Consider the following 19,097-nt stretch of genomic DNA (forward strand, 5'->3'; position numbering starts at 1 on the left):
CCGTTACATGTTTGCCGCCAGCTGATGTCCCGAGGACAGGTCCGGCACCAACGCTCCGGCGAGGAGCGAAGCATAGAACTCCGCTCCCTTCGGTTGAAGATGCACGCCGTCCGGCGCGAAAAAAGCGTCCTGGTTCGTGCTTGCCTGGAACCAGTCTACCAGCGTAATATTCGAGTGAGCCTCCGCCGTCTGGCTCAACTCTGTATTGACGACATCCTCCCAAGGCCGCGGCACCCTTGTGTTGACCAGTAAAATGCGGCGCTGATCGCCAATAAGATCGATTAACGAATCCAGCTGCTTCTTGGAAAAAGCGCCATTCGTTCCCAGCTCCACAATCACCGTATCGCCCAGCTTCCGTTCCGCAAGCAGCTGCTCCACAATGGCATAAGCCTCGGCCATCTGGCGTCCGACCTTCGCATGGACTTGAGCTTCGGGTAAGAGCTTGAGCAAGTACGGCTCCACATCGAGCAGGACCGAATCTCCGATGGCCGTGACGCCCGCCCCCTTGCGCGCTGCCTCGGATAACGCGGCACTCTCGTCTCCCCCTTGAAGGGCAGGAACATGCGGGGAAGATCCTGCCGCAGCGCCGGCTTGCTCACGGGCCGGATCCTGCATGCCGTTAGCGCTCTGCTGGCCGGACGGCCTTCCGTCCTGCCGTCCTCCTTGGGCCAGCGTCGGCTCCGCCGGAGGGCTCGCCATGGCGGAAAGGCTGCCGTCATGTACGGCGGAGGCAGCCAGCTGCCCCGGCGCCGCTTGGCTGTAGACCGCTCCCGTCACCGTCTCCGGGGGCATAACAGCCTCGGCCGTCATCTCGTTCGACGGCGGCGCGACCGCTGCGGTCACGGCCACCGCCCCCTGCTCATCGCGGGGAACGACGGTGACTGCGGCCGCACCGGTTACCGGCAGCAGCTTGCCTGCAACGCCGACACTTACTACGAGCAAAATGCATGCCGATACAACCCATCGGCTCAGCTGAGCTTCCCTGCCCTTCCTTCTCTGCTTCGCATCCGTCCGGGCGCTGCCCAGGCCCCGTACGCCCTTGCGGATCGGCTCCTCAATAAATTGATAGGACAACGCGGCCAATCCGATGGTCAAGGCCACCTGCAGAGTCACGCGCAGAGGATCGACGCCGTTCGTGTTGACAGCCGGATTGGTCAGAACAATCACCGGATAGTGCCATAAATAGATGCCGTAGGAGCGGACCCAAGCCACCGGAGCGGCTGCCACGCCAAAAGCCGGCCCAGCCGGCTGGCAGGGTGGACGACTGCCGCAATTACGGCCGCCGTCGCAGCGGAGAGCAGCACAAGCCCTCCCATGTAAAGAAAATCACCGTATTGATTGACAAGCCACATCATGACGCCGACTACAGCAAAACCGGCGATGCCCACTCCCTCAAGCGGCAGCCGTAAAGGACGTTCCGCCGACAGCCTCAGCTTCCCGCTCGGCCACAAAATCGCGAGCGCGGCTCCAAGCAGCAGCGCGAAGGCTCGTGTGTCCGTACCGTAATAGACTCTGCTGGGATCATAGCCCGGCGCATAAAGCCAGGCCATCAGGCATGCGGACAACGCGGCTCCCGCCAGCGTAAGCCCGAGCAGCAGGCCCCGGCGGGGCATCCATCGCAGGCCGGCGAATAGCAGCAGCGGCCACACGATATAGAATTGCTCTTCTACCGCAAGCGACCACAGATGGGTTAACGGGGACTGCGGGCCGAAGCTTTCGAAATAGGAGACCTGATGATAAATAAACCGCCAATTGTTCATATAAGTCACTGCCGCCAGCACATCACCCTGCAAGGATGTGAACTGGGCCGGACGGACGAGCGCCGTCCATACAGTAACGCATGCTAGCATGACGAACAGGGCTGGAAGCAGCCTGCGGAATCTGCGCAGCCAAAACTGCTTCAGATCCAGCGTTCCGCTTCGCTTCCATTCCGAGATGAGCAAATCGGTAATAAGGTAACCGGAGAGGACGAAGAATACGCCAACCCCCAAGAAGCCGCCCGGAATCCAGGCCGGATGCAGATGATAGGCAATGACGGCCAGCACAGCCAATGCTCTGATTCCATCCAGTCCGGGAATATAGCTTCTGGCATTTCGATCAGGCCCGCAACGGCCGGATCCCGCCCCGTCCTCTCCCGATCCGGAGGCGCTTTGATGACTTGCTTTCTGCTGCTTTGACATAAGACTCATGCTCGTTCTTCCCTTTCGTACACGTCCCCCATAAGCATTGCTGTTCGCTAGCTGCATTTCGTACGTCACATGTGTTTGATTGATAACAACAATTTAACATATCTTAAGCGCGAATTTGTTACAAAAAATGTAACCTTCTTCCCGTCATTTCGCCCTCCCGCACAGGGTGTGAAAGCATAGCGAAGCACACCGTTTTTCCCTTGGCCGATGCCGTGTCAACGGTGTGCTTCTTATGTGTTCAGCGCAGCCTTCGGCTGTCATTTTATGCTGTAAAACATTAGCCTTCTTAACATATGAGCGCTAGTTAATTCGCGCTTTCGAGCGGACTGCCCTCCAGCGGGCTCTTCTTCGTTTCCGAGAACACTTGAAATATCCGGCTCACGATATAGAAGCCGACCGTCGAGGCCAATCCGATGGCTGCCAGCAGCAGGAAAGCGCTGTGAAAGCCGAACCGGGCCACATACAAGCCGCCGAACATGCCGCCGATAATTTTGCCTACACTTAACTGGATCATGGAATTGAGCATCTGTCCCGTTGCACGCAGCTCCTTGACCACATGCTTGTTGACGTATTCCGCCAAGCACATATAGAACAAGATGTACGTCCCGCCGTGCAGCACCCAGCTCAGTATATACGTGAACGGTGTCAAGGCGAACGCGTACAGGCACCAGCGCAGCGTATGAATGATACCGGAGAATAATAAGATACGGCGGATGCCAAACCGGTTATAAAACTTTTGAAAAAAGATCATAAACGGAAACTGGCTGAACGACCCGACGGCGAGACCGATGCCGATCACTTCCATGCTGATGCCCTGCTCTTTGCTGTAGATGGCTTGGAACGCCCATAAGAAGCCCATCGTTGTCGACAAAACCAGCGTGTAGATATAGAGCACGACGAGCTGCTTGCTTTTGAATATTTCGGTCAGCCGCACCTTCTTGCTGCCTCCGCTCTGATGTCCCTCCACCGGAGGTATCCCCAGCGACAGAAAAAAACAGGCCATCATGATGACCGATGTGACCAAAAAGATCGTGTCGATATGCCTGGCAAAGAGCCAGCCGGCGGCAATCGAGATAAAAGCGTAGCCGACGGACCCGAAGGTCCGGATGGATGAAAAGCGCACCACGCCTCTGGTCGACAGCTCCAGCGTGATCGCATCGCTCAGAGGATTGATCGCAAGCTGAAACACGCTGAAGACGGCCATAGCCAACAGCCCTGGGATGAAAGCGGTTCCCGCCCAAGGCACCAGCCAAACCGTCAGTGCGGACAAAAGCGTACACAGCATCAATATCCGGTTTTTCGTTTTCGACCGGTCCCCGGCAAGCCCCCACATCGGCTGGGCGACAATCCCTAAGACGGCGCCGATAGAGGTTAAGATCCCGATCTCGGTGTTGCCGATTCCCGCCTCCGTAAAATAAACGCCGATGTAGGAGGAGAATGAACCCGTGCTCATAAAAATACATGCGTAAAATAATGCAAGAATCACGACATTCTTGTTTCGCATCCGTAGGTACCGCCTTTCTGCCACGGCATATGATAGAGCCTAGCGACGTTCGGCAATGCAGCTCATCTCCATTATTTCACTTGAAACGTTTTATGACAATCCCTTATTTTCTCAGCTACTTGACCGCAAGCCAAATACCGTAGACGAAAGCGACACGCCATCCCATAGATATCATTTGAATAATAAATGTGCCCGGTCCCAATTTCGCTGGAATCCTCTTTCTGCCTCCTATGCGAAGTAAGCTGATGCCGGAACAACCGCTTTCGGAGTCCGACTTTGTGATTGTGTGGCTGCGTGCGGGTCCATCGGCAGACGTTCCCGGGCTTGCTCTATCTATACAAGACTGACAGACGGCCGTTTGCCTAGGAAATAAATAAAGCCTATTTCCCGGGCAACCGCATAAAATGAACTTTTCTATGATTTATTGACACGGTTTTACAGCGAATGTAAAAGCATGTTGAAAGGTGGACTTTTGCAGGCTGCCGGGCTATGCTTATGTTTTCAGAACAAGAAAGGATGCGATGCGAATGAAGATCGGGGCCATTTCTCCGGAAGCCGCCTGGACTATCCGTCATCAGGTCATGTGGCCGGACAAACCGCCGGATTATGTAAAATTGAAGGATGACGATCGGGGAAGCCACTGGGGGCTGTTCATCGAAAATCGTTTAGTTTCTGTGGTGTCATTATTCATCGATGGCCGCAGGGCTCAGTTTCGCAAGTTCGCGACACTGCAGCAGGAACAGGGTAAAGGCTGCGGCAGCAAGCTGCTCCGCCATGTGTTTGAGGAAGCCCGGCTGCAAGGCGCCGACCAGATCTGGTGCAACGCCCGGGCCGAGAAAGCAGGCTTTTATAACAAATTCGGACTTGCTGCAAGCGGTGAAGCCTTTGAGAAAGACGGCGTTTCTTATGTCATTATGCAGGCATGCCTTACGGAATAGCCTCCCGCCGGGGCAAACATGTTTCCTGCCGCCGTTATTATTCGACGGTCCGGTGGGACGCGTTCTTCCGATGAAGGAACGGAAGCACAAGACCGTATTTCTTCGGATCCGGCTTCTTCTCCCTGCCTTCCTTGTCAAAAGCTAAGGTGGCGTTCATTTCTCCGCCCAGCAGGATCAGAATGGAGCTCATGTACATCCAGAGCAGCAGCACGATGATACCGCCCAGACTGCCGTAGGTTTTGGTATAGTTCGAAAAATGATTCACATAAAACGAGAACAGCAAGGACGCGATGATCCACCCGACCGTCGTAAACGCGGCGCCGGGAAATACCTCGCGGAAGGTGAGCTTCCGGTTCGGCGTCATCCGGTACAGCAGCATGAACACGGCCAGCAGCGCCAGGACAGGCACGATATATTTGACAATGCTCCAGATCAGGTTAAAGCCTGACGGAAAGCCCATCCATTCAAAGATGTACGTCCCCATCGCCTTCCCGAAGACAAGCATCAGCATCAGCAGGCCAATGACGGCGGCAAGCACTACGGTCGCCAGCAAGGAAAGGCCCCGCACCTTCCAAAACGGGCGATCCTCCTCCTCGTCGTACGCCTTATTCAGTCCTTTAATCACCGCATTGATGCCGTTGGAAGCGGCCCACAGGGTCGCGAGCATTCCGAATGACAGCAGCGCCTGGCTGCGGTCGCCGGAAACCTCGGACATGATTTTCGTTATGACGTCACTCGTATCCTGCGGGAGCACGCCAAGCCATTCGCGGATAAATTCATCCCCCGATAAAGAAATAAACCCTAGTATACTCACCAGAAAAATCAGAAACGGGAAAAAGGCCAGAATCAAATAGTACGTGAGCTGAGCCCCTAGTGCAGGAACCTCGTCATCCCGAAAACGATAAATCAAACATTGAACGAACCGGCCAAGCTTGAATTTTGGACTCATTCTCCTTCCTCCTCCGCGTACGAAATTAGTATTTATTACCCTCGGGAGGAAGGTTGAATCGGACGAAAGCGTCTTAGGTTCAAGCCGGAACGCCGAGTCGCGGCGTTATGTCAATGAGGATTTGACGTCGTCCCTATTGATTAATGGCATTAATAATTCGTTCAGCTGCCGGACTGCCTCGGCGATACCTGCTGGGGCTCGCCATGCGCCGTCAAGAATAGCATCCGGTCCGTCAGCACTACGCTGTCTCCGTTTGAAAGCTTCGTAATCCGATCGTTCTCCGAAGACAGCTGATAGATTTCTCCCGCAGCATCAGCATAAATCGGACCGCGGAGCGCGCTGAACAGCTTCTCGGCTTTGCCGTTCGGTTGTATCCGGTAAATATCCGCAGCGGTTTCAGCCCAGTCATTGTCCGAAGCAAGAACAAGCACGGAGCCATCCTGCAGGCCCGTCAGCACTCGAATCATCGGCACTCCGCCCAGCGTTCCGTTCATAGAACCTGCATTCCCCGTCTCATCCACAAGCCACAGATGCTGCTCATGGCGGGAATAGTAGGTATGGGTTTCACTCTGGGCATAAGCGCTGGATATCCAATACCGTCCAGCCCCCGCCGGAATCATCCGGTAAACCTGATGATTGCGGTCGAGCTCCTGTACCTTTCCTTCGTGCTCTAGCAAAAGTATGGAGCTCAGTCCCGGCAGCGAGGTCTCGACTTGGATCAGCCGGGAGTGTCCCAGCGGAATCACCGTATCCTCAAGCTGGACATCCTCAGCTGTATAAACTTTTCCGGATGGATTGCGGTTCGCCTCGTTCAGCAGCTCTTTGATGGACAGCAGCTGCGTCCCCTCCAACAGGACAGCATCCTCTTCGATTCGGGTTTGCCGGATCAGCGCCTCCGGATGCCCCTCCATGCTCCACAGCCCTTTGGCCGGGTCCGGCTTGACAAGTTCGCCGTTCGGCTCAGGGGGCACGCTCGATAGCGTCCCGGCCAGCGATTTATTCAACCGGACGGTTCCATACAGATGAGTGCTTACGTATAAACTCGACTTGTCGTCCGCCACGATCCCGCCGATATCATATGAGGCATGGTTTCCGGACACGACGCTGTATCCGTTCTCCGGGCTCCACGCCGTCGCCCACTGAAATTCTTCACGGGTGAAGCGCCAGGTTAACGGGAAGTAAGGAATATCCCTGAAAGAAAGAACGGGATATTCCTCCCGTGCGTTATCAATCGGCTTGCCGTTCACCGTAATCGGGTAATCCGCAATCCGGGCACGGTACGTTTGATTAAGGTCATTAACCTTCTCGCCGGATTCCGGTCCGACGAGCGGCGCCTGCGCATTCGGCTGCTGCCGGATCGATAAGCCCTCCCCTTCCTGCCAATTCAGCGCAAGCTGAAGTCTCTGGCAGTTGTCCCATGTCATAGGGATGTAGGTAATGCCCTTGTACACAATGGGCGGGTAGGGATTCGGCTCAATCAGCGGCGAATAATGGTTGAGATCCACTTGATACGCGGGTAAAGTTACTTCAACCTGATAAGCTCCGGCATGGCCCGTCACAGGAAACCCGAGACCGAGCACTCCTGCGGCAACAAGGGCCGACATGGCGATTTTTCTCAATAGCAGCGCCTCCTAGCTGTATTTCCTTTCCATACAGACGCTCTATGCAGAAAAAGGTTGCAGCCGTCGCTCGCTTTATTGGATCGGTCTGTTACTTGGACCTATTCTTCATAAATCATTTTACGGGTCATCCCGCCGTCGATCATCAGATTGGTGCCGGTTATAAAATCATTATCCGGATGGGTCAAATAGAGGCACGCCCTGGCTATATCGTCCGGCCGGCCTACCCTTCCGGCTGGATGCTGCGCATGATCGCTCGGCTTCAGCTTGGCGTAGTCTCCCGTCTCGATCCAGCCCGGGCTGACGGCATTTACCCGGATCCGGTCGGGACCGAAGGAAACCGCCAGCGCGTGCGTCAGCGCAATAACGCCTCCTTTGGAAGCGGCGTACGCTTCCGTATTCGGCTCGGACATAAACGCGCGGGTAGAAGCCAGGTTGACAATCGAGCCTCCCCCATGCGTCCGCATCAGCAGCGCAGCCTCCCTGGAGCATAGAAAGGTGCCCCGAAGATTCGTGCCGAGCACATCGTCCCATTCCTCCACGGTCAAATCATACGGAGATTTGCCGATCCCGAAGCCTGCGTTGTTAATCAAAATATCCAGACGGCCCCAGCTTTCCTTGATTTGCTGAAAGCAGGCTGCAATTTCCTCCGGCTTGCTTAAGTTGACTATGTAGTGGCTGACTTCAGCACCGGTCTGCCGCAGCTTCCCGGCGGATTGGGCGAGCGCCTCCCCGTCCTTGTCCAGCAAAAGCAGCTTCGCCCCTTCCTTGGCGTATGCCGCAGCTACAGCCTGCCCGATCCCTCTTGCCGCACCGGTCACCAAAACGACTTGATTTTCAAATCTCAATTCGGTCTCCTCCTTGCCGGTTCTGATGGTTACGCGCTGTGAAACAGCAGCTCCAGCCACTCTTCCATCGTGACCGGTCCGAAATAATAGGTCAAATCGATCCCCTCCAGAGCCTCGGCAACCGAAACGGCGTCAAAGCGGACGCCGGTCAGCTTGTCCGTCAGCTCCTTCACCTCGCCCAAGCCGAAGAAATCGCCGTAAATGCTCAGGCTTCGGATATAGCCCTCCTCCACAAACAGCTGCACATCGAACGTACCCGCGCCAAGACGCTTCATCTGACGCACATTAAAGGCCGGCGACCGGCCGAAATTCCAGTCCCAGTTCCGGTAACGCTCGTCCGCCAGCTGCTCAACCGCAGCCCAGTCTTCCTGTGTCAGCTCATACCTCTCGATACGCGATCCGCCATAGATCGATTCGAGCAGCTTGCTTCTGAACTGAACGATATCCATCGGCTCGCGGATAAACTCGGATATATTGGCTACGCGGCTGCGAATGGACGGGGTCGCTTTTGTTTTAAATTTCTCGGGATTCACCTTCAGCGCCGAGACGACATTATCGATTTCGGACGCAAACATCAGCGTGCCGTGGCTAAACATCCGGCCCTTCGTAGAAAACTGGGCGTTCCCTGAAATTTTGCGCTCGCCGACTTGAATATCGTTGCGGCCCGTCAGCTCCGCATCCACGCCGAGCTCCTTCAACGCGCGGACCACAGGCTCCGTAAATTTGCGGTAATTATGAAAGGATTTGCCGTCATCCCGGGTAATGAAGCTGAAATTCAGGTTGCCCAAATCATGGTACACCGCGCCCCCGCCCGATAGTCTTCTAACGACATGAAGCCCGTGCTGCTGCACGTATTCGGCATTGATTTCCTGAACGGTATTTTGATTCTTGCCGATAATAATCGACGGTTCATTAATGTAAAAAAGCAAATAATCGTTTTCAGCGGGCAGCTGCCTTAAGGCAAACTCCTCCAGCGCCAAATTAACCGCGGGATCGGTCATGCCCCCATTATCGATAAACAGCATAGGCTCTTCTCCTCCTGATCGTCTTCTTCTCTTCCTTTTCATACACTATCGCGAAGACGCAACAAGACAAGGGTACCATAAAATACCGCTTTAACAAAGCGGACAAAAACGCCGTTTCGGCTGGAAAAAGAAACAGCCCCGCGCCCTCCGATAACGAGAGGGGCGAGGCTGAGGCTCTGGCCGCCGCGCGGCAGCCGCCGGCTTACGACTTCGGCTGATCGAAGGTGTGGACCGCCGTCCAATTCTGCCCTCCGTCCGATGTCGTATACATCACGGAAGGCTTGGTCGCATCCTTGGTGATCAGCCATCCTTGCTTCGCGTCGCTCATGGCAAGCATGGCTCCGCTGGAGCCGGGCAGCTGCTGCTTCCCGTTCACCCACGTTTTGCCGCCGTCCGGCGTTGAACCGACGGTGTTCGGATTGTCGCATGCCGGGCAATATCCGCCCATAAATGCGACCTTCGGATCCACAACATACAAATCGCCCGGCTTGGATCCTTCATTCTTGTTTCCGGCATAATTGGCCGGGAAGCCCGGTGCGGGGCCTGCGCCAGCCGTTGAATTGGCTAGTACGGGCTGCCAGTTCTTGCCCCCGTCCGCCGTATGGAACAACGAATAGGAGGTTTGCGACATCCCCGAGTCGCCGATCAATTCCACCCAAGCGTCCTGCGCCCCCGCCGACCGGATGACCGTCCCGTTGAGGAACGCTTCCGTATCGCGGGTCAGAACCGTATTCCAGCTTTTACCTCCATCGGTGGTCCGTTTCACATAAATCTTTTTGTCCTCCGCCGTCACGATCCAGCCGTTGGACTTGTCATGGAAATACGCATCGCCTACCACATGCTCCGGCAAACCGAACGTAGTCCAGCTTTTACCGCCGTCCGTCGTATAGGCGTTTGCGGAGAAGCCCTCCTGCTTCGACATGAAATGAATGAAGCCGGCGTTAGGCAGCGGTCCGACGACCGACCAGTGCGCTCCGCCGTCCGACGTTTGGAGCAGCTCCCGTTTGGAGGCGTCGTCCGCCTTCACAGCGCTGGCCCAAGCATCTTGACCGTTTAGCGCAAAAATCTGCGCGATGCCGTCTTTTCCGCTGTACTGCATCTTCCATTGCTTGCCGCCATCGTCCGTACGGGCGATCCAGCCGTTTCCGCCAACCCAGCCTGCCGAAGGATCGATAAGCCGTACCGCCGTCAGGTTAGTCATGGCTCCGCTTTCCGACACCGGCTTATCCGGGGTCGAAGGCTTCGGATTAACCGAAGAAGCATCGGAGCCCGTCCCTTTCGAGCCGGTCTCACCGGGCTGCGTTGTGCCTGTATTACCGGAATTGCCTGTACCCTCTGTCCCCGATGCCGGGGGCTGAGCCGAATTGGCGCTGCTTGGTGCCGACGAGCTGCAGCCTGCAGCAATACTCAATATCATCACTAGAAATAACACAACCAGAGGTTGTTTCCCTAACCATTTCATTTTCATTCACTCCCAGCTGTTCTTTTTGAGTGTCTTCTAAAATAGACGACGCAGAAGACCTTAATGTTGCAAATAACTTGCGATCATAATAATTTGTGATAGAACCAATTGCCCAGAATCCCCACTATGCCTATGATTAAATTAAACCAGGCAAGCCATTTTGAAGCCTTGAACTCCCTATCCATCCCCCTCCTCTTATACCGCATCACATCAAACTGCAGAATAAACCAGCCCGAAAGCAGCAGCAGGAACAGGATGAAATTCATATAGCTGACAATAATCCCTGTATACAATGCCATCATCTCCTAACGGACTCTTCTGCAAAGAAATCATCAGGTTGCTTTCATCCCTACGCGGCGGATATGAACGTCGACTTTTACGTCGATTTTCAGCTCCTTGTAATGTTCTCTCCATTTTTCAGAGGTCTGTATGTTGGCGTTCCAATAGGACGGCTGCTTCGCCCGAATATACTCGCCGAAGCCGAAAATATCCGAATTCGCCGATTGCGTTTTGGCGATCAGATTGCGGTAGCCCTCGGCCGCCTGTTTTTCCAGCTGCACCTCCACCGCGCGAATCACATCGCTTTTCAGTGAAATGGATTCGCTGCTTTTGCTGAGCAGATTTCCTTCAATGATGGTAGTCACTTTGATGTATGGCTTGCCGTTTTGGAGACTGACCTTGAACATCGATTGGCGGGTCCGGCTTTGAAACATGAAGTATTCCTTCCTCCCCTCCAGCTTGGCATAAGCCTCGCCGCCGCCCTCACGCATTCCCATAATGCCCATATAGTGAATAATTTCCCGTGGGGTGGTCGTCATAACCATCCTGTCCCCCCGGAACATCGCCAGCCCGCTGATTTGCACATTGTCGTTTTCCATCATTTCCATATAGGGAAGATAGCCTTCCTTCCCTTTGGCTGAGCTGGCATTCCAGAATACCCCAAGGAAATCATTCGGGAATCTACCCATTTTTACAGCTTGATCCATCGTCGTCATTAAATACAAAGTAGGCACACGCTCCAGCTGCGGCGAAGCATGCATGATGGCCGTTGCCTCTCCCTTGCAGATCACCATCCAGTTCGTCCGCCGAACCTCAGGATTCCTGCGAAAATAATCGTTAAGGTTCTCGATCCCTTTCTTAGCTACCTTCTCCGATACGACAATAATGCGCAGATGACCGAAAAAAGAGGACGGGATACCCGCTGCTGGAGCACATTGAACGCATCCGCAACGGTATACCCGGTCGCTTCCACAACCCAGATTGTCTTTTGTCCGCCGCCGCCGCCCCCGCCTTCCCCGGGTCCGAGCGGAATGCGTCCCGGGACGGCAATCTGCGCCGATACTTTAATAAGACCGGCTTTCGTTATGTTCAATTTCTTGTCGGCAGGATGGGAGATCGCTTCGCTCGGCTTAGGCAATGCCTGTTCCGCCTTATCGATGCCGACACCCAACACGACGGCTCTCTCTTCGATCTCCAGCCGATCCCAGCAGCCTGTCAGCAGAGGCAGGACGAACGAAAACATCAGAAGGACGCTAATCTTCTTGCTCCGTAGCTTTGGAATCATCCAGTTCTCTCCTTTTCTTCCGAGCCACAGCAATCAGCAGAAGTATTAAAGGATAACCTATAGTTATGACCAATCCGGCACGGCTCACCCACTCGATAATTTGATACATGTGAATAATATTTTGCGGCAGCATCGCCAAAACGAACAGGTAAGGCAGGATGAACAAGGAAAGCATCTTATGGTCCCTTAACCGGAACAGCTTGCTGATCGCGCGAATCGTGAAATAGTAGCTTGAAAACAGAGTGGTAAACACCGCCGTCACCCATACGGCAAGAAAAGCCGCATCGAGCCGCTCCAGAATATTGCCGGGGAGCGTCGTCGTTTTGGCGAGCTCCAAGGTCGGCCACAGCAGCAGCTTCGTTTCCTCCGGGCCGAATACGCCCAAAGCCGCGACTACAATGGACAGGTAGAGGCCTCCTCCGATCAGCATTCCCCAGAAGCTGGCCATCATTGCCCGATCCGGACGCCGCATGGCCGGAATGACGATGGTGTACACGAAGGTACCCTGGAACAAACCGGCGATAGTCAGAATGCCGGGCAGCATCTGATGATGGTCGTTGCCCGTGACCGGCAGCAGGTTGATGACATCCGCATTTTTCAAAGATAGAGCCACGATCAGAATGGCCGGAAAGACAAGCAGCGGTAAATAGAAGTTATGAATGTAGGCAAACGTCGTCATATTGTTGCGTGATGAGAAGGTGGCCAGCAGCAGCATAACGATAACCGTAATTTCAAGCGGCGTCCGCTTCAGCACGGTCGTGATAACAACCTCCCCGAACTCCCGCGCGGCAAGCGAGGTCAGCAAAGAGAAGAAGATGATGATCATCACACAGCCGACCCAAGCAAGCCATTTGCCTATAATCTCTTCGCTGTATTGGATAATGGATTGATTCGGAAACCGCATGCCCAGCTTCGTAATCGTCCATAGCCCGACCGAGGCGATGAGAATGCCGAGAACCGTAACGAGAGGCGCTCCGGTACCCCCGGCACGAACGGCAAATAACGGCAGGGGCAGCACCCCTACGCCGATAATGGTACTAATCAGAACCGCCGTCGCTTGTATCATCGTTATCTGACGTGGATATTCCACCCGGCTTCCCCCATTTCTCATTTCCAACTTTTAACGGATCCAAAGTATTGTGCGTTGGATTTTGCATCTTCTGAGCGACCTTATCCCCTACACGCTGCGCATTCGGCGTATGCAGCATGGAGGGTCTTTTTTTCATTGATGACAGGGGCGCGCGCATGACCGTATCCTTCATCCCCTGGAAATTTCCAGGAACCACCGGACTTAAGTAAGGAACGCCGAAGGAACGCAGGGACAGCATATGGTTGGCGATCAGAATCAAGCCGGCCATCACCCCGTACAGCCCGAACATCCCCGCGGCAAAAACGAGCGGAAAGCGCAGCAGACGCAGAGCCAGCGCAGCGTTGTAGGCCGGCGTCGCAAACGAGCCGATCGTGGTCAAGGCGATCACGACAACGGTAATCGGGCTGACAAATCCCGCTGCCACCGCGGCGGTACCGATGACGAGCACACCTACAATGGAGAGCGCCCCGCCGATTTGTTGAGGCAGACGCAGAGTCGCTTCCCGCAGCACCTCCATCGAGGCTTCCATAATCAGCACTTCAACAACGGAAGGAAACGGAACACCGGCTCTCCCTCCAGCTACAGCAACGGCAAACTCCGTAGGAATCAGCTCGGGGTTGAATGAAATGATCGCTACGTACAGAGATGGCGTAATCAAGGAAAACGCCAGGGCGAGCAGCCGTGCCAGCCGAATGAAGCTAACCATGACAAATCTTTCGGAATAGTCTTCTGTCGTCTGATAAAATTGGCTGAATACGCTCGGAGCCACAAGCGCAAACGGCGAGCCGTCGACGAGAATAATGACCCTGCCTTCGAGCATGCTCGCCACTGCTTTGTCCGGCCGTTCCGTATTCTGAATCTGCGGAAAAGGAGTAAAATGATTATCCTCGATATACTGCTCCAAATAACCGACATCAAGAATACCGTCGATATCAATGCCGGACAGCCGGCTGATAACCTCTTCCACCAGCTCCTGGTTCGCAATCCCGTCCAAATAACATACCGCCACCTTGGAGCGGGTTATCCGGCCGAGCTTCATGCTTTTGATCCGGAAAGCAGGTGTCGGAAGACGGTAACGAATCAGGGCAATGTTCGTTTCCAGATTTTCGATAAACCCTTCCCGAGGACCTCGGATCACCTGCTCCGTCTCCGGTTGGGTAATGCTGCGCATAGCGATATTGCAGGCCGGGAAGACGAAGCCTTCTTCCATCCCTTCCATAAATACCAGCGTATAGCCTCTTAACAGAGACTCCAAAAGCTTGTCAAAATCGCTGTCAAGCTCGCCCTTACAGTGATACAGCACATCGTGGAGCAGTACGCTTTTGAGCTGTTCCGGAGACATAGCTGCTTCCTCAAAACGGGCGGGCGGATGCATCAGCGGCTTTAAAATATCGTTATTGACGATGTTCGGATCGATCATGCTCGATAAATAGACCATGATTGCTTTATATTTGCCGAGGGCGTCGAACCAACGAAGCTTGAAATCTTCATTGGAGCCCAGCGTATGTTCCAACAATTGCGCCATGTCCTGCAGATTGCCGGTGAAGCGTTGCTGATTATCTTCCGACAGATCTCCCGAGTGCCCGGAGTTCTTCGTCTGCTGCCCATTGACTCTCGAAGAGGAGAAGCTGTGCGATTTGCCGTACTTCATTTTCTGCCAGAAAAACAAAGCGTCCACCTCCAATTACATCGCATCATGCGGTCCAAATTTTTACTTAGTATAGCCTGAAGCCCGATTCCTTATGTAAAACATGGAATGGGGCAATAAATATGGAAGTCCCCATGCCAAGACACAGCAAAAAGAGAAGGGTGTCCCCTTCTCCTTCTCTTCGGCGCAATAGCTTATTTTTAATTGTCAGGCTGTTCCGGCAGCGTTTCAAATTCGGGAACATCAACCAGATAAAGATTGCCGTATCCGTTCAAATCGCTGGTAAACAAAACCTGTGTCCCGTCCGGACTGAAGCGCGGATGCACATGAATTTTCTGGGACTGAAAGCTGCCCCGGTGTCTGCACAAAATACGCGGCCCTGCCAGGCCATCGTCCGTCTGCTTCCATAAACAGATCGTATCCTGGTACTGATCCCCGTGATAAGCGCTGGTCTGCTGTCCGTCCCCCACAATCAGGCAGGTATCGTTGGAATGAATGTGCATGTTTTGAAACGGAAAGGCGTATTCCTGCTTATCGGAATTATCGTAACGGATGGAACCGATAAACTTGCCGTCTTTGTTTTCGAGAGAGCCGGTGTAACCATGATACCCGATCCGAATACCGTCGGCATGCCAATACTCATGGCCTACAAAAACATCGTCCTCGGAATCGCGGATTTTCCATACCTCTCCCGTATCGATATTCATGCACCAAATCCGATGGTCTACAAGATCCCACGGCCCTTCATGGCAAAAGGTCAGCAGGTGCCGCTGCGTCGGTGAAGTATTCACATGTCCGATCCATACCTTGTCCTCATGGAGAACCTTGACTTCTCCGCCGTCGGCTGCGATCTGCAGAATCCGGCAGTGCGGCTTGGCCCGGGCCGTTTCCTCGAAGCCTATGTATCCTGCGCCAAGCGACGTAGGGATCCGGTCGGACAAATCCTCCTTCAGGCAGGCGCAAATCCAGGCGTTGTCGGCCGTACAGCTTAAATTGCCCAGCACATAGCCTTGCGGAGCCCGGTAGATCGTCCGCTCCTCTAACGTCTGTAAATCGATCGCTATGATTTCATTATTAAATGTAATATAAGCTCGCTGCTCGTCAGGGCTAATATAAGCCTGCTGGATGACGGCTTTGCTGCCTGTATAGTCGGTTAATTGAGTGATTTCGCCGCTGCTCAAATCCAGGCTGTACAGGTTGGTGGCATTGCCACGATCTGAGCCGAAAAGCAGCTTGCTTCCCTGCCCATACCAGCCGTTATTCGTGAAATACAGATGAAAGCTATGCGCCAAATAATTCGTCAGCTGACGCATCGGCCGCCCCGTAATCAAATCCTTCGTGATCTGCCATTCGGCATGCCATACCTTTCCTTTGGCTGAAGCCATCCTCGTCCACCCCATTCTTCAAATGTAAACCCTTCCAACGTAGCGTAACGGATAGCCGCCTGTCAGGCAACGGGACTTTTTTGCAAAGCGGCGCGGCGCGTGTAGCACTTTTTTTCCTGTATTGCACTTTCTTGTCTATGATAGTGGCATGGAACGGCGTAAAGGTGTTTTTCCCGCTGACGTTTCAGTAAGCTTAAACACAGCTCACGGCTGCTCGGCAAAAAAACAGCTGCCTTCTATTCAAGAAGACAGCCGTACCTTGAAACTATTGCAAGCTAAGCCGCATGGGGCGCCGAAGCATCCGGCCGGCTCCGCTTCCGCTGCACATACAGAAGTCGGCTGAACAAGCCTGCAGCGCCGAACGCCAGCCCTGCAATCAAGCCGATCCAATAGCCGAATGCCCCCAAACCGGTTGTATGGGCAAGCACGTAACCCAAGGGCAGGCCGACGACCCAATAGGAGACCATCGCTACAATCAAGGTGACATTCACGTCCTTGTAGCCCCGCAGCGCTCCCTGGATCGGTGCCGCCAAAGCATCGGAAAGCTGGAAATATATCGCATAAACGAGAAACTGCTGCGCCAGCTCAAGCACTTGTACATCCGCCGTGTAAATCGCCGCCACTTGCTTGTTGAAGATGAGCAGAACTGCGGCGCACAAGCTCGCCATCGCCAGAGCGATACCTATCCCCAGGTAACTGTACTGGCGCGCATCCTTAAACCGCCTGCCGCCCACCTCGTAGCCGACCAGGATGGTCAGCGCCATAGAGATGCTGAGAGGCACCATATAGAGGAAGGAGGCAAAATTGAGCGCAGCCTGATGCGCCGCAATGGTGACGGTGTTGTATTCGCTCATCAAGAGCGTAACGGCGGCGAAAATGCTCGTTTCGAAGAAAATCGCGAATCCGATGGGCAGCCCGATCTTCAGCACTTCTTTCCACGCTTCCAGCGACAAGCGGTAAAGCTTGCGGAAAATACCGTATTCCGCAAAGGGCTGGACACGTGCGATAACAAGCATTGCAACGATACAAATGCACCAATACGTAATACCAGAGGCGACGCCGGCGCCGATGCCGCCCAGACGAGGAAAGCCCCATTTGCCAAAAATAAACACATAATTCAGCAGGCTGTTTACCGGCAGCGAGATGAGTGTGATGCGCATGGACATCCGCGTTTGACCGAGACCGTCCATAAAGCTGCGAAGGACAGAATAAACGAACATCGGTATAATGCCTGTGGAGATAGCGATAAGGAAACCCCTGGCAGTATAACGAACCGCCGTATCCAGATGCATGCGATCCAGGATAGGGTCCAAAGCAAAGCCGCCGGCCACGATGACCGCCAGCGCTACCGCTGCCGCCAAATAGACGCATTGCGACCACCTTGTAAGCAACGTGCTCCCTGCGGTTCCCTCCGACAAGCTGGGCGACAATCGGCGTGACTGCGAATAAAATACCGGTAAGTCCCGTCTGAACCGGGAGCCAAATGCTTGCGCCTATAGCCACACCGGCCAGATCCGTGGCGCTCGCATGTCCGGACATGAACGTATCGAAAAACGACATGGCAAACATCGTAACCTGCGTGACCAGGATAGGCAGCAAAATAACAAGCAGCTGCCTGCATTTTTGCGAATAAGAGTACGTTGGATTCATCTTCGTAGGATTCCTTTGAGTTTGATCTTTGTTCGAATCGTTCACTTGCGGGTAAACAAAACATTATCATACCAGATTTCAGGAAAAAAACAAATGAGCCCGGCTTCTCTCCGGCGGTTCAATCCGGCTCCATGATCTCCCGAAACACCCGTATATGAACTACTGTCCCGCTAATCCTGGAACCAAAAAAAGCCGGGCTGCGCTGCAGCCGGCTGTCGTTGCCTGTGTATTCCTGCCTTAAATTTCGATATCCACCACGATGCTGTCTTCTCTTCCGACTTCGCGGATATAGGCTGCAACGGCTTGATGGTGCGGATTCGGCACGTAGGCTTCCAGCGACGCCCGATCCTCGAAGCGAACGGACAGCAGCACGCGGTAGCCCTGGCTTTTTCCGGAGAAATCGATTCCGGCCTGAATGTCCACGACACCTGTCAAATGGCTTTTCAGCGCCTTGAACCGGTCTACAACCTCCTGAAGCTGCTCCTGAGTCGTGCTTTCGCCGAATTTTACCAATACAATATGATCGATCATTGCCTTATGTACCCCATTTCATGTTCTATGTTCAATCCTTGTCTACTATACCATGTTACGTACGCTTCTTCCACGATAAAGAAGGCACCGTCCGGCCTGCCGACGAATCTTCAATAAGCTGGGCCAGCCTTTTGTAGCGCGTCTCCTCTTTTTTGGCGCTCATCACCAAATGAATCGCCGCTTTACGGTACCAGGCCGCCTGCGCTTCGAAAAAGGCCCAGGCCGCTTCGTTCGCCCGAAACTCGCGCTCATAAGCCTCTGTCAGCACAGCGGGCTCCTTCTGCTCGAAGGAATAAACCGCAGATCTTTCCTCCGACCTCGCCTCGTAAGCGCGAAGTCCTTCGGGCTTCATCCTCCCCTCGCGCGTGAGCTCCTCCACCCGGTTCATATTGACAGCGCTCCAGATGCTGCGCGGCTTGCGGGGCGTAAAGCGGATCATGTACCTTTCGCCATCGATGCTTTTGCGGATCCCGTCGATCCAGCCGAAGCATAGCGCCTCATCAACCGACTCGGGCCAAGTCATGCTGGGGAGGCCTGTCCCCTTCTTATAATAACCGACCCACAGCTCCTTCTCGGCAGCATGGTGACGCTCCAGCCATGAGCGAAATTCGGCCGGGTTGCTGAAAAAATGCGGATTCGCTTCCAAGCACTTCCCTCCTCGGAAATCATTTTGGCTTATTTTACCACAACAAGGA

General features: G+C 54.2%; 15 protein-coding genes and 2 pseudogenes. 1 reads left to right on the forward strand and 16 read right to left on the reverse strand.

Annotated features, from left to right (window positions below; genetic code table 11):
• Window positions 1-3 precede the first annotated feature (3 nt).
• From ACHHV8_RS18040 to ACHHV8_RS18050, 3 genes are all read right to left on the reverse strand, one after another.
• Entirely contained in the window at window positions 4-1,227 is a 1,224-nt protein-coding gene (locus tag ACHHV8_RS18040) for an acyltransferase family protein (protein WP_395160261.1), read from the reverse strand.
• Window positions 1,164-2,189, reverse strand: coding sequence for an acyltransferase family protein (locus ACHHV8_RS18045; protein WP_395160263.1), 1,026 nt, complete (start codon window positions 2,187-2,189; stop codon window positions 1,164-1,166). Before ACHHV8_RS18045 ends, ACHHV8_RS18040 begins: the two co-directional genes overlap by 64 nt.
• Window positions 2,190-2,493: 304 nt before the next feature.
• Entirely contained in the window at window positions 2,494-3,693 is a 1,200-nt protein-coding gene (locus ACHHV8_RS18050) for an MFS transporter (protein ID WP_395160265.1), read from the reverse strand.
• Window positions 3,694-4,220: 527 nt separating this feature from the next.
• Here ACHHV8_RS18050 and ACHHV8_RS18055 point away from each other — a divergent pair.
• On the forward strand, window positions 4,221-4,631 hold the full coding sequence (locus tag ACHHV8_RS18055; RefSeq protein WP_395160267.1) for a GNAT family N-acetyltransferase: 411 nt from the start codon (window positions 4,221-4,223) through the stop codon (window positions 4,629-4,631).
• 37 nt (window positions 4,632-4,668) lie between these two features.
• Here ACHHV8_RS18055 and ACHHV8_RS18060 read toward each other — a convergent pair whose 3' ends face one another.
• From ACHHV8_RS18060 to ACHHV8_RS18125, 13 genes and pseudogenes are all read right to left on the reverse strand, one after another.
• The gene (locus ACHHV8_RS18060) at window positions 4,669-5,580 is read right to left on the reverse strand and encodes a YihY/virulence factor BrkB family protein (RefSeq protein WP_395160269.1); all 912 of its coding nucleotides are present in this window, start codon (window positions 5,578-5,580) and stop codon (window positions 4,669-4,671) included.
• Between the two features lie 161 nt (window positions 5,581-5,741).
• Window positions 5,742-7,199, reverse strand: a complete 1,458-nt coding sequence (locus tag ACHHV8_RS18065) for a hypothetical protein (protein ID WP_395160271.1) — start codon at window positions 7,197-7,199, stop codon at window positions 5,742-5,744.
• A gap of 101 nt (window positions 7,200-7,300) precedes the next feature.
• Window positions 7,301-8,047 (reverse strand): SDR family NAD(P)-dependent oxidoreductase, encoded by a 747-nt coding sequence (locus ACHHV8_RS18070; RefSeq protein WP_395160273.1) that lies wholly within the window; start codon window positions 8,045-8,047, stop codon window positions 7,301-7,303.
• A gap of 29 nt (window positions 8,048-8,076) precedes the next feature.
• Window positions 8,077-9,072 (reverse strand): lipoate--protein ligase, encoded by a 996-nt coding sequence (gene lplA / locus ACHHV8_RS18075; RefSeq protein ID WP_395160275.1) that lies wholly within the window; start codon window positions 9,070-9,072, stop codon window positions 8,077-8,079.
• A gap of 202 nt (window positions 9,073-9,274) precedes the next feature.
• Window positions 9,275-10,534 (reverse strand): WD40/YVTN/BNR-like repeat-containing protein, encoded by a 1,260-nt coding sequence (locus ACHHV8_RS18080; protein WP_395160277.1) that lies wholly within the window; start codon window positions 10,532-10,534, stop codon window positions 9,275-9,277.
• A gap of 83 nt (window positions 10,535-10,617) precedes the next feature.
• Window positions 10,618-10,827 carry a CLC_0170 family protein gene (locus ACHHV8_RS18085; protein ID WP_395160279.1) on the reverse strand — a complete coding sequence of 70 codons (210 nt, stop codon included), beginning with the start codon at window positions 10,825-10,827 and terminating at the stop codon, window positions 10,618-10,620.
• Window positions 10,828-10,866: 39 nt separating this feature from the next.
• Window positions 10,867-12,098: pseudogene (locus ACHHV8_RS18090) on the reverse strand (Ger(x)C family spore germination protein).
• The gene (locus tag ACHHV8_RS18100) at window positions 12,067-13,188 is read right to left on the reverse strand and encodes a GerAB/ArcD/ProY family transporter (RefSeq protein WP_395160283.1); all 1,122 of its coding nucleotides are present in this window, start codon (window positions 13,186-13,188) and stop codon (window positions 12,067-12,069) included. The pseudogene ACHHV8_RS18090 and the gene ACHHV8_RS18100 overlap by 32 nt, the downstream one beginning before the upstream one ends.
• On the reverse strand, window positions 13,136-14,839 hold the full coding sequence (locus ACHHV8_RS18105; RefSeq protein WP_395163545.1) for a spore germination protein: 1,704 nt from the start codon (window positions 14,837-14,839) through the stop codon (window positions 13,136-13,138). Before ACHHV8_RS18105 ends, ACHHV8_RS18100 begins: the two co-directional genes overlap by 53 nt.
• 197 nt (window positions 14,840-15,036) lie before the next feature.
• Window positions 15,037-16,221, reverse strand: a complete 1,185-nt coding sequence (locus tag ACHHV8_RS18110; protein WP_395160285.1) for an oligogalacturonate lyase family protein — start codon at window positions 16,219-16,221, stop codon at window positions 15,037-15,039.
• Between the two features lie 275 nt (window positions 16,222-16,496).
• A pseudogene (locus ACHHV8_RS18115) lies at window positions 16,497-17,871 on the reverse strand (MATE family efflux transporter).
• Between the two features lie 237 nt (window positions 17,872-18,108).
• Window positions 18,109-18,402, reverse strand: a complete 294-nt coding sequence (locus ACHHV8_RS18120) for a Dabb family protein (protein WP_395160287.1) — start codon at window positions 18,400-18,402, stop codon at window positions 18,109-18,111.
• A 55-nt stretch (window positions 18,403-18,457) separates the two neighbouring features.
• Entirely contained in the window at window positions 18,458-19,048 is a 591-nt protein-coding gene (locus ACHHV8_RS18125; RefSeq protein WP_395160289.1) for a YdeI/OmpD-associated family protein, read from the reverse strand.
• Window positions 19,049-19,097: the final 49 nt, after the last annotated feature.

The sequence above is a fragment of the Paenibacillus sp. TAB_01 genome (genome assembly GCF_043945595.1).
In the GTDB taxonomy this organism is placed as follows: Bacteria; Bacillota; Bacilli; order Paenibacillales; family NBRC-103111; genus Paenibacillus_S.

Excerpts from the sequence above, each read along its gene's own strand:
- ACHHV8_RS18045 (WP_395160263.1), bottom strand. The coding sequence starts at position 2,189 with ATGAGTCTTATGTCAAAGCAGCAGAAAGCAAGTCATCAAAGCGCCTCC.
- ACHHV8_RS18050 (WP_395160265.1), bottom strand. The coding sequence starts at position 3,693 with ATGCGAAACAAGAATGTCGTGATTCTTGCATTATTTTACGCATGTATT.
- ACHHV8_RS18055 (WP_395160267.1), top strand. The coding sequence starts at position 4,221 with ATGAAGATCGGGGCCATTTCTCCGGAAGCCGCCTGGACTATCCGTCAT.
- ACHHV8_RS18060 (WP_395160269.1), bottom strand. The coding sequence starts at position 5,580 with ATGAGTCCAAAATTCAAGCTTGGCCGGTTCGTTCAATGTTTGATTTAT.
- lplA (WP_395160275.1), bottom strand. The coding sequence starts at position 9,072 with ATGCTGTTTATCGATAATGGGGGCATGACCGATCCCGCGGTTAATTTG.
- ACHHV8_RS18080 (WP_395160277.1), bottom strand. The coding sequence starts at position 10,534 with ATGAAATGGTTAGGGAAACAACCTCTGGTTGTGTTATTTCTAGTGATG.
- ACHHV8_RS18105 (WP_395163545.1), bottom strand. The coding sequence starts at position 14,839 with ATGAAGTACGGCAAATCGCACAGCTTCTCCTCTTCGAGAGTCAATGGG.
- ACHHV8_RS18110 (WP_395160285.1), bottom strand. The coding sequence starts at position 16,221 with ATGGCTTCAGCCAAAGGAAAGGTATGGCATGCCGAATGGCAGATCACG.
- ACHHV8_RS18120 (WP_395160287.1), bottom strand. The coding sequence starts at position 18,402 with ATGATCGATCATATTGTATTGGTAAAATTCGGCGAAAGCACGACTCAG.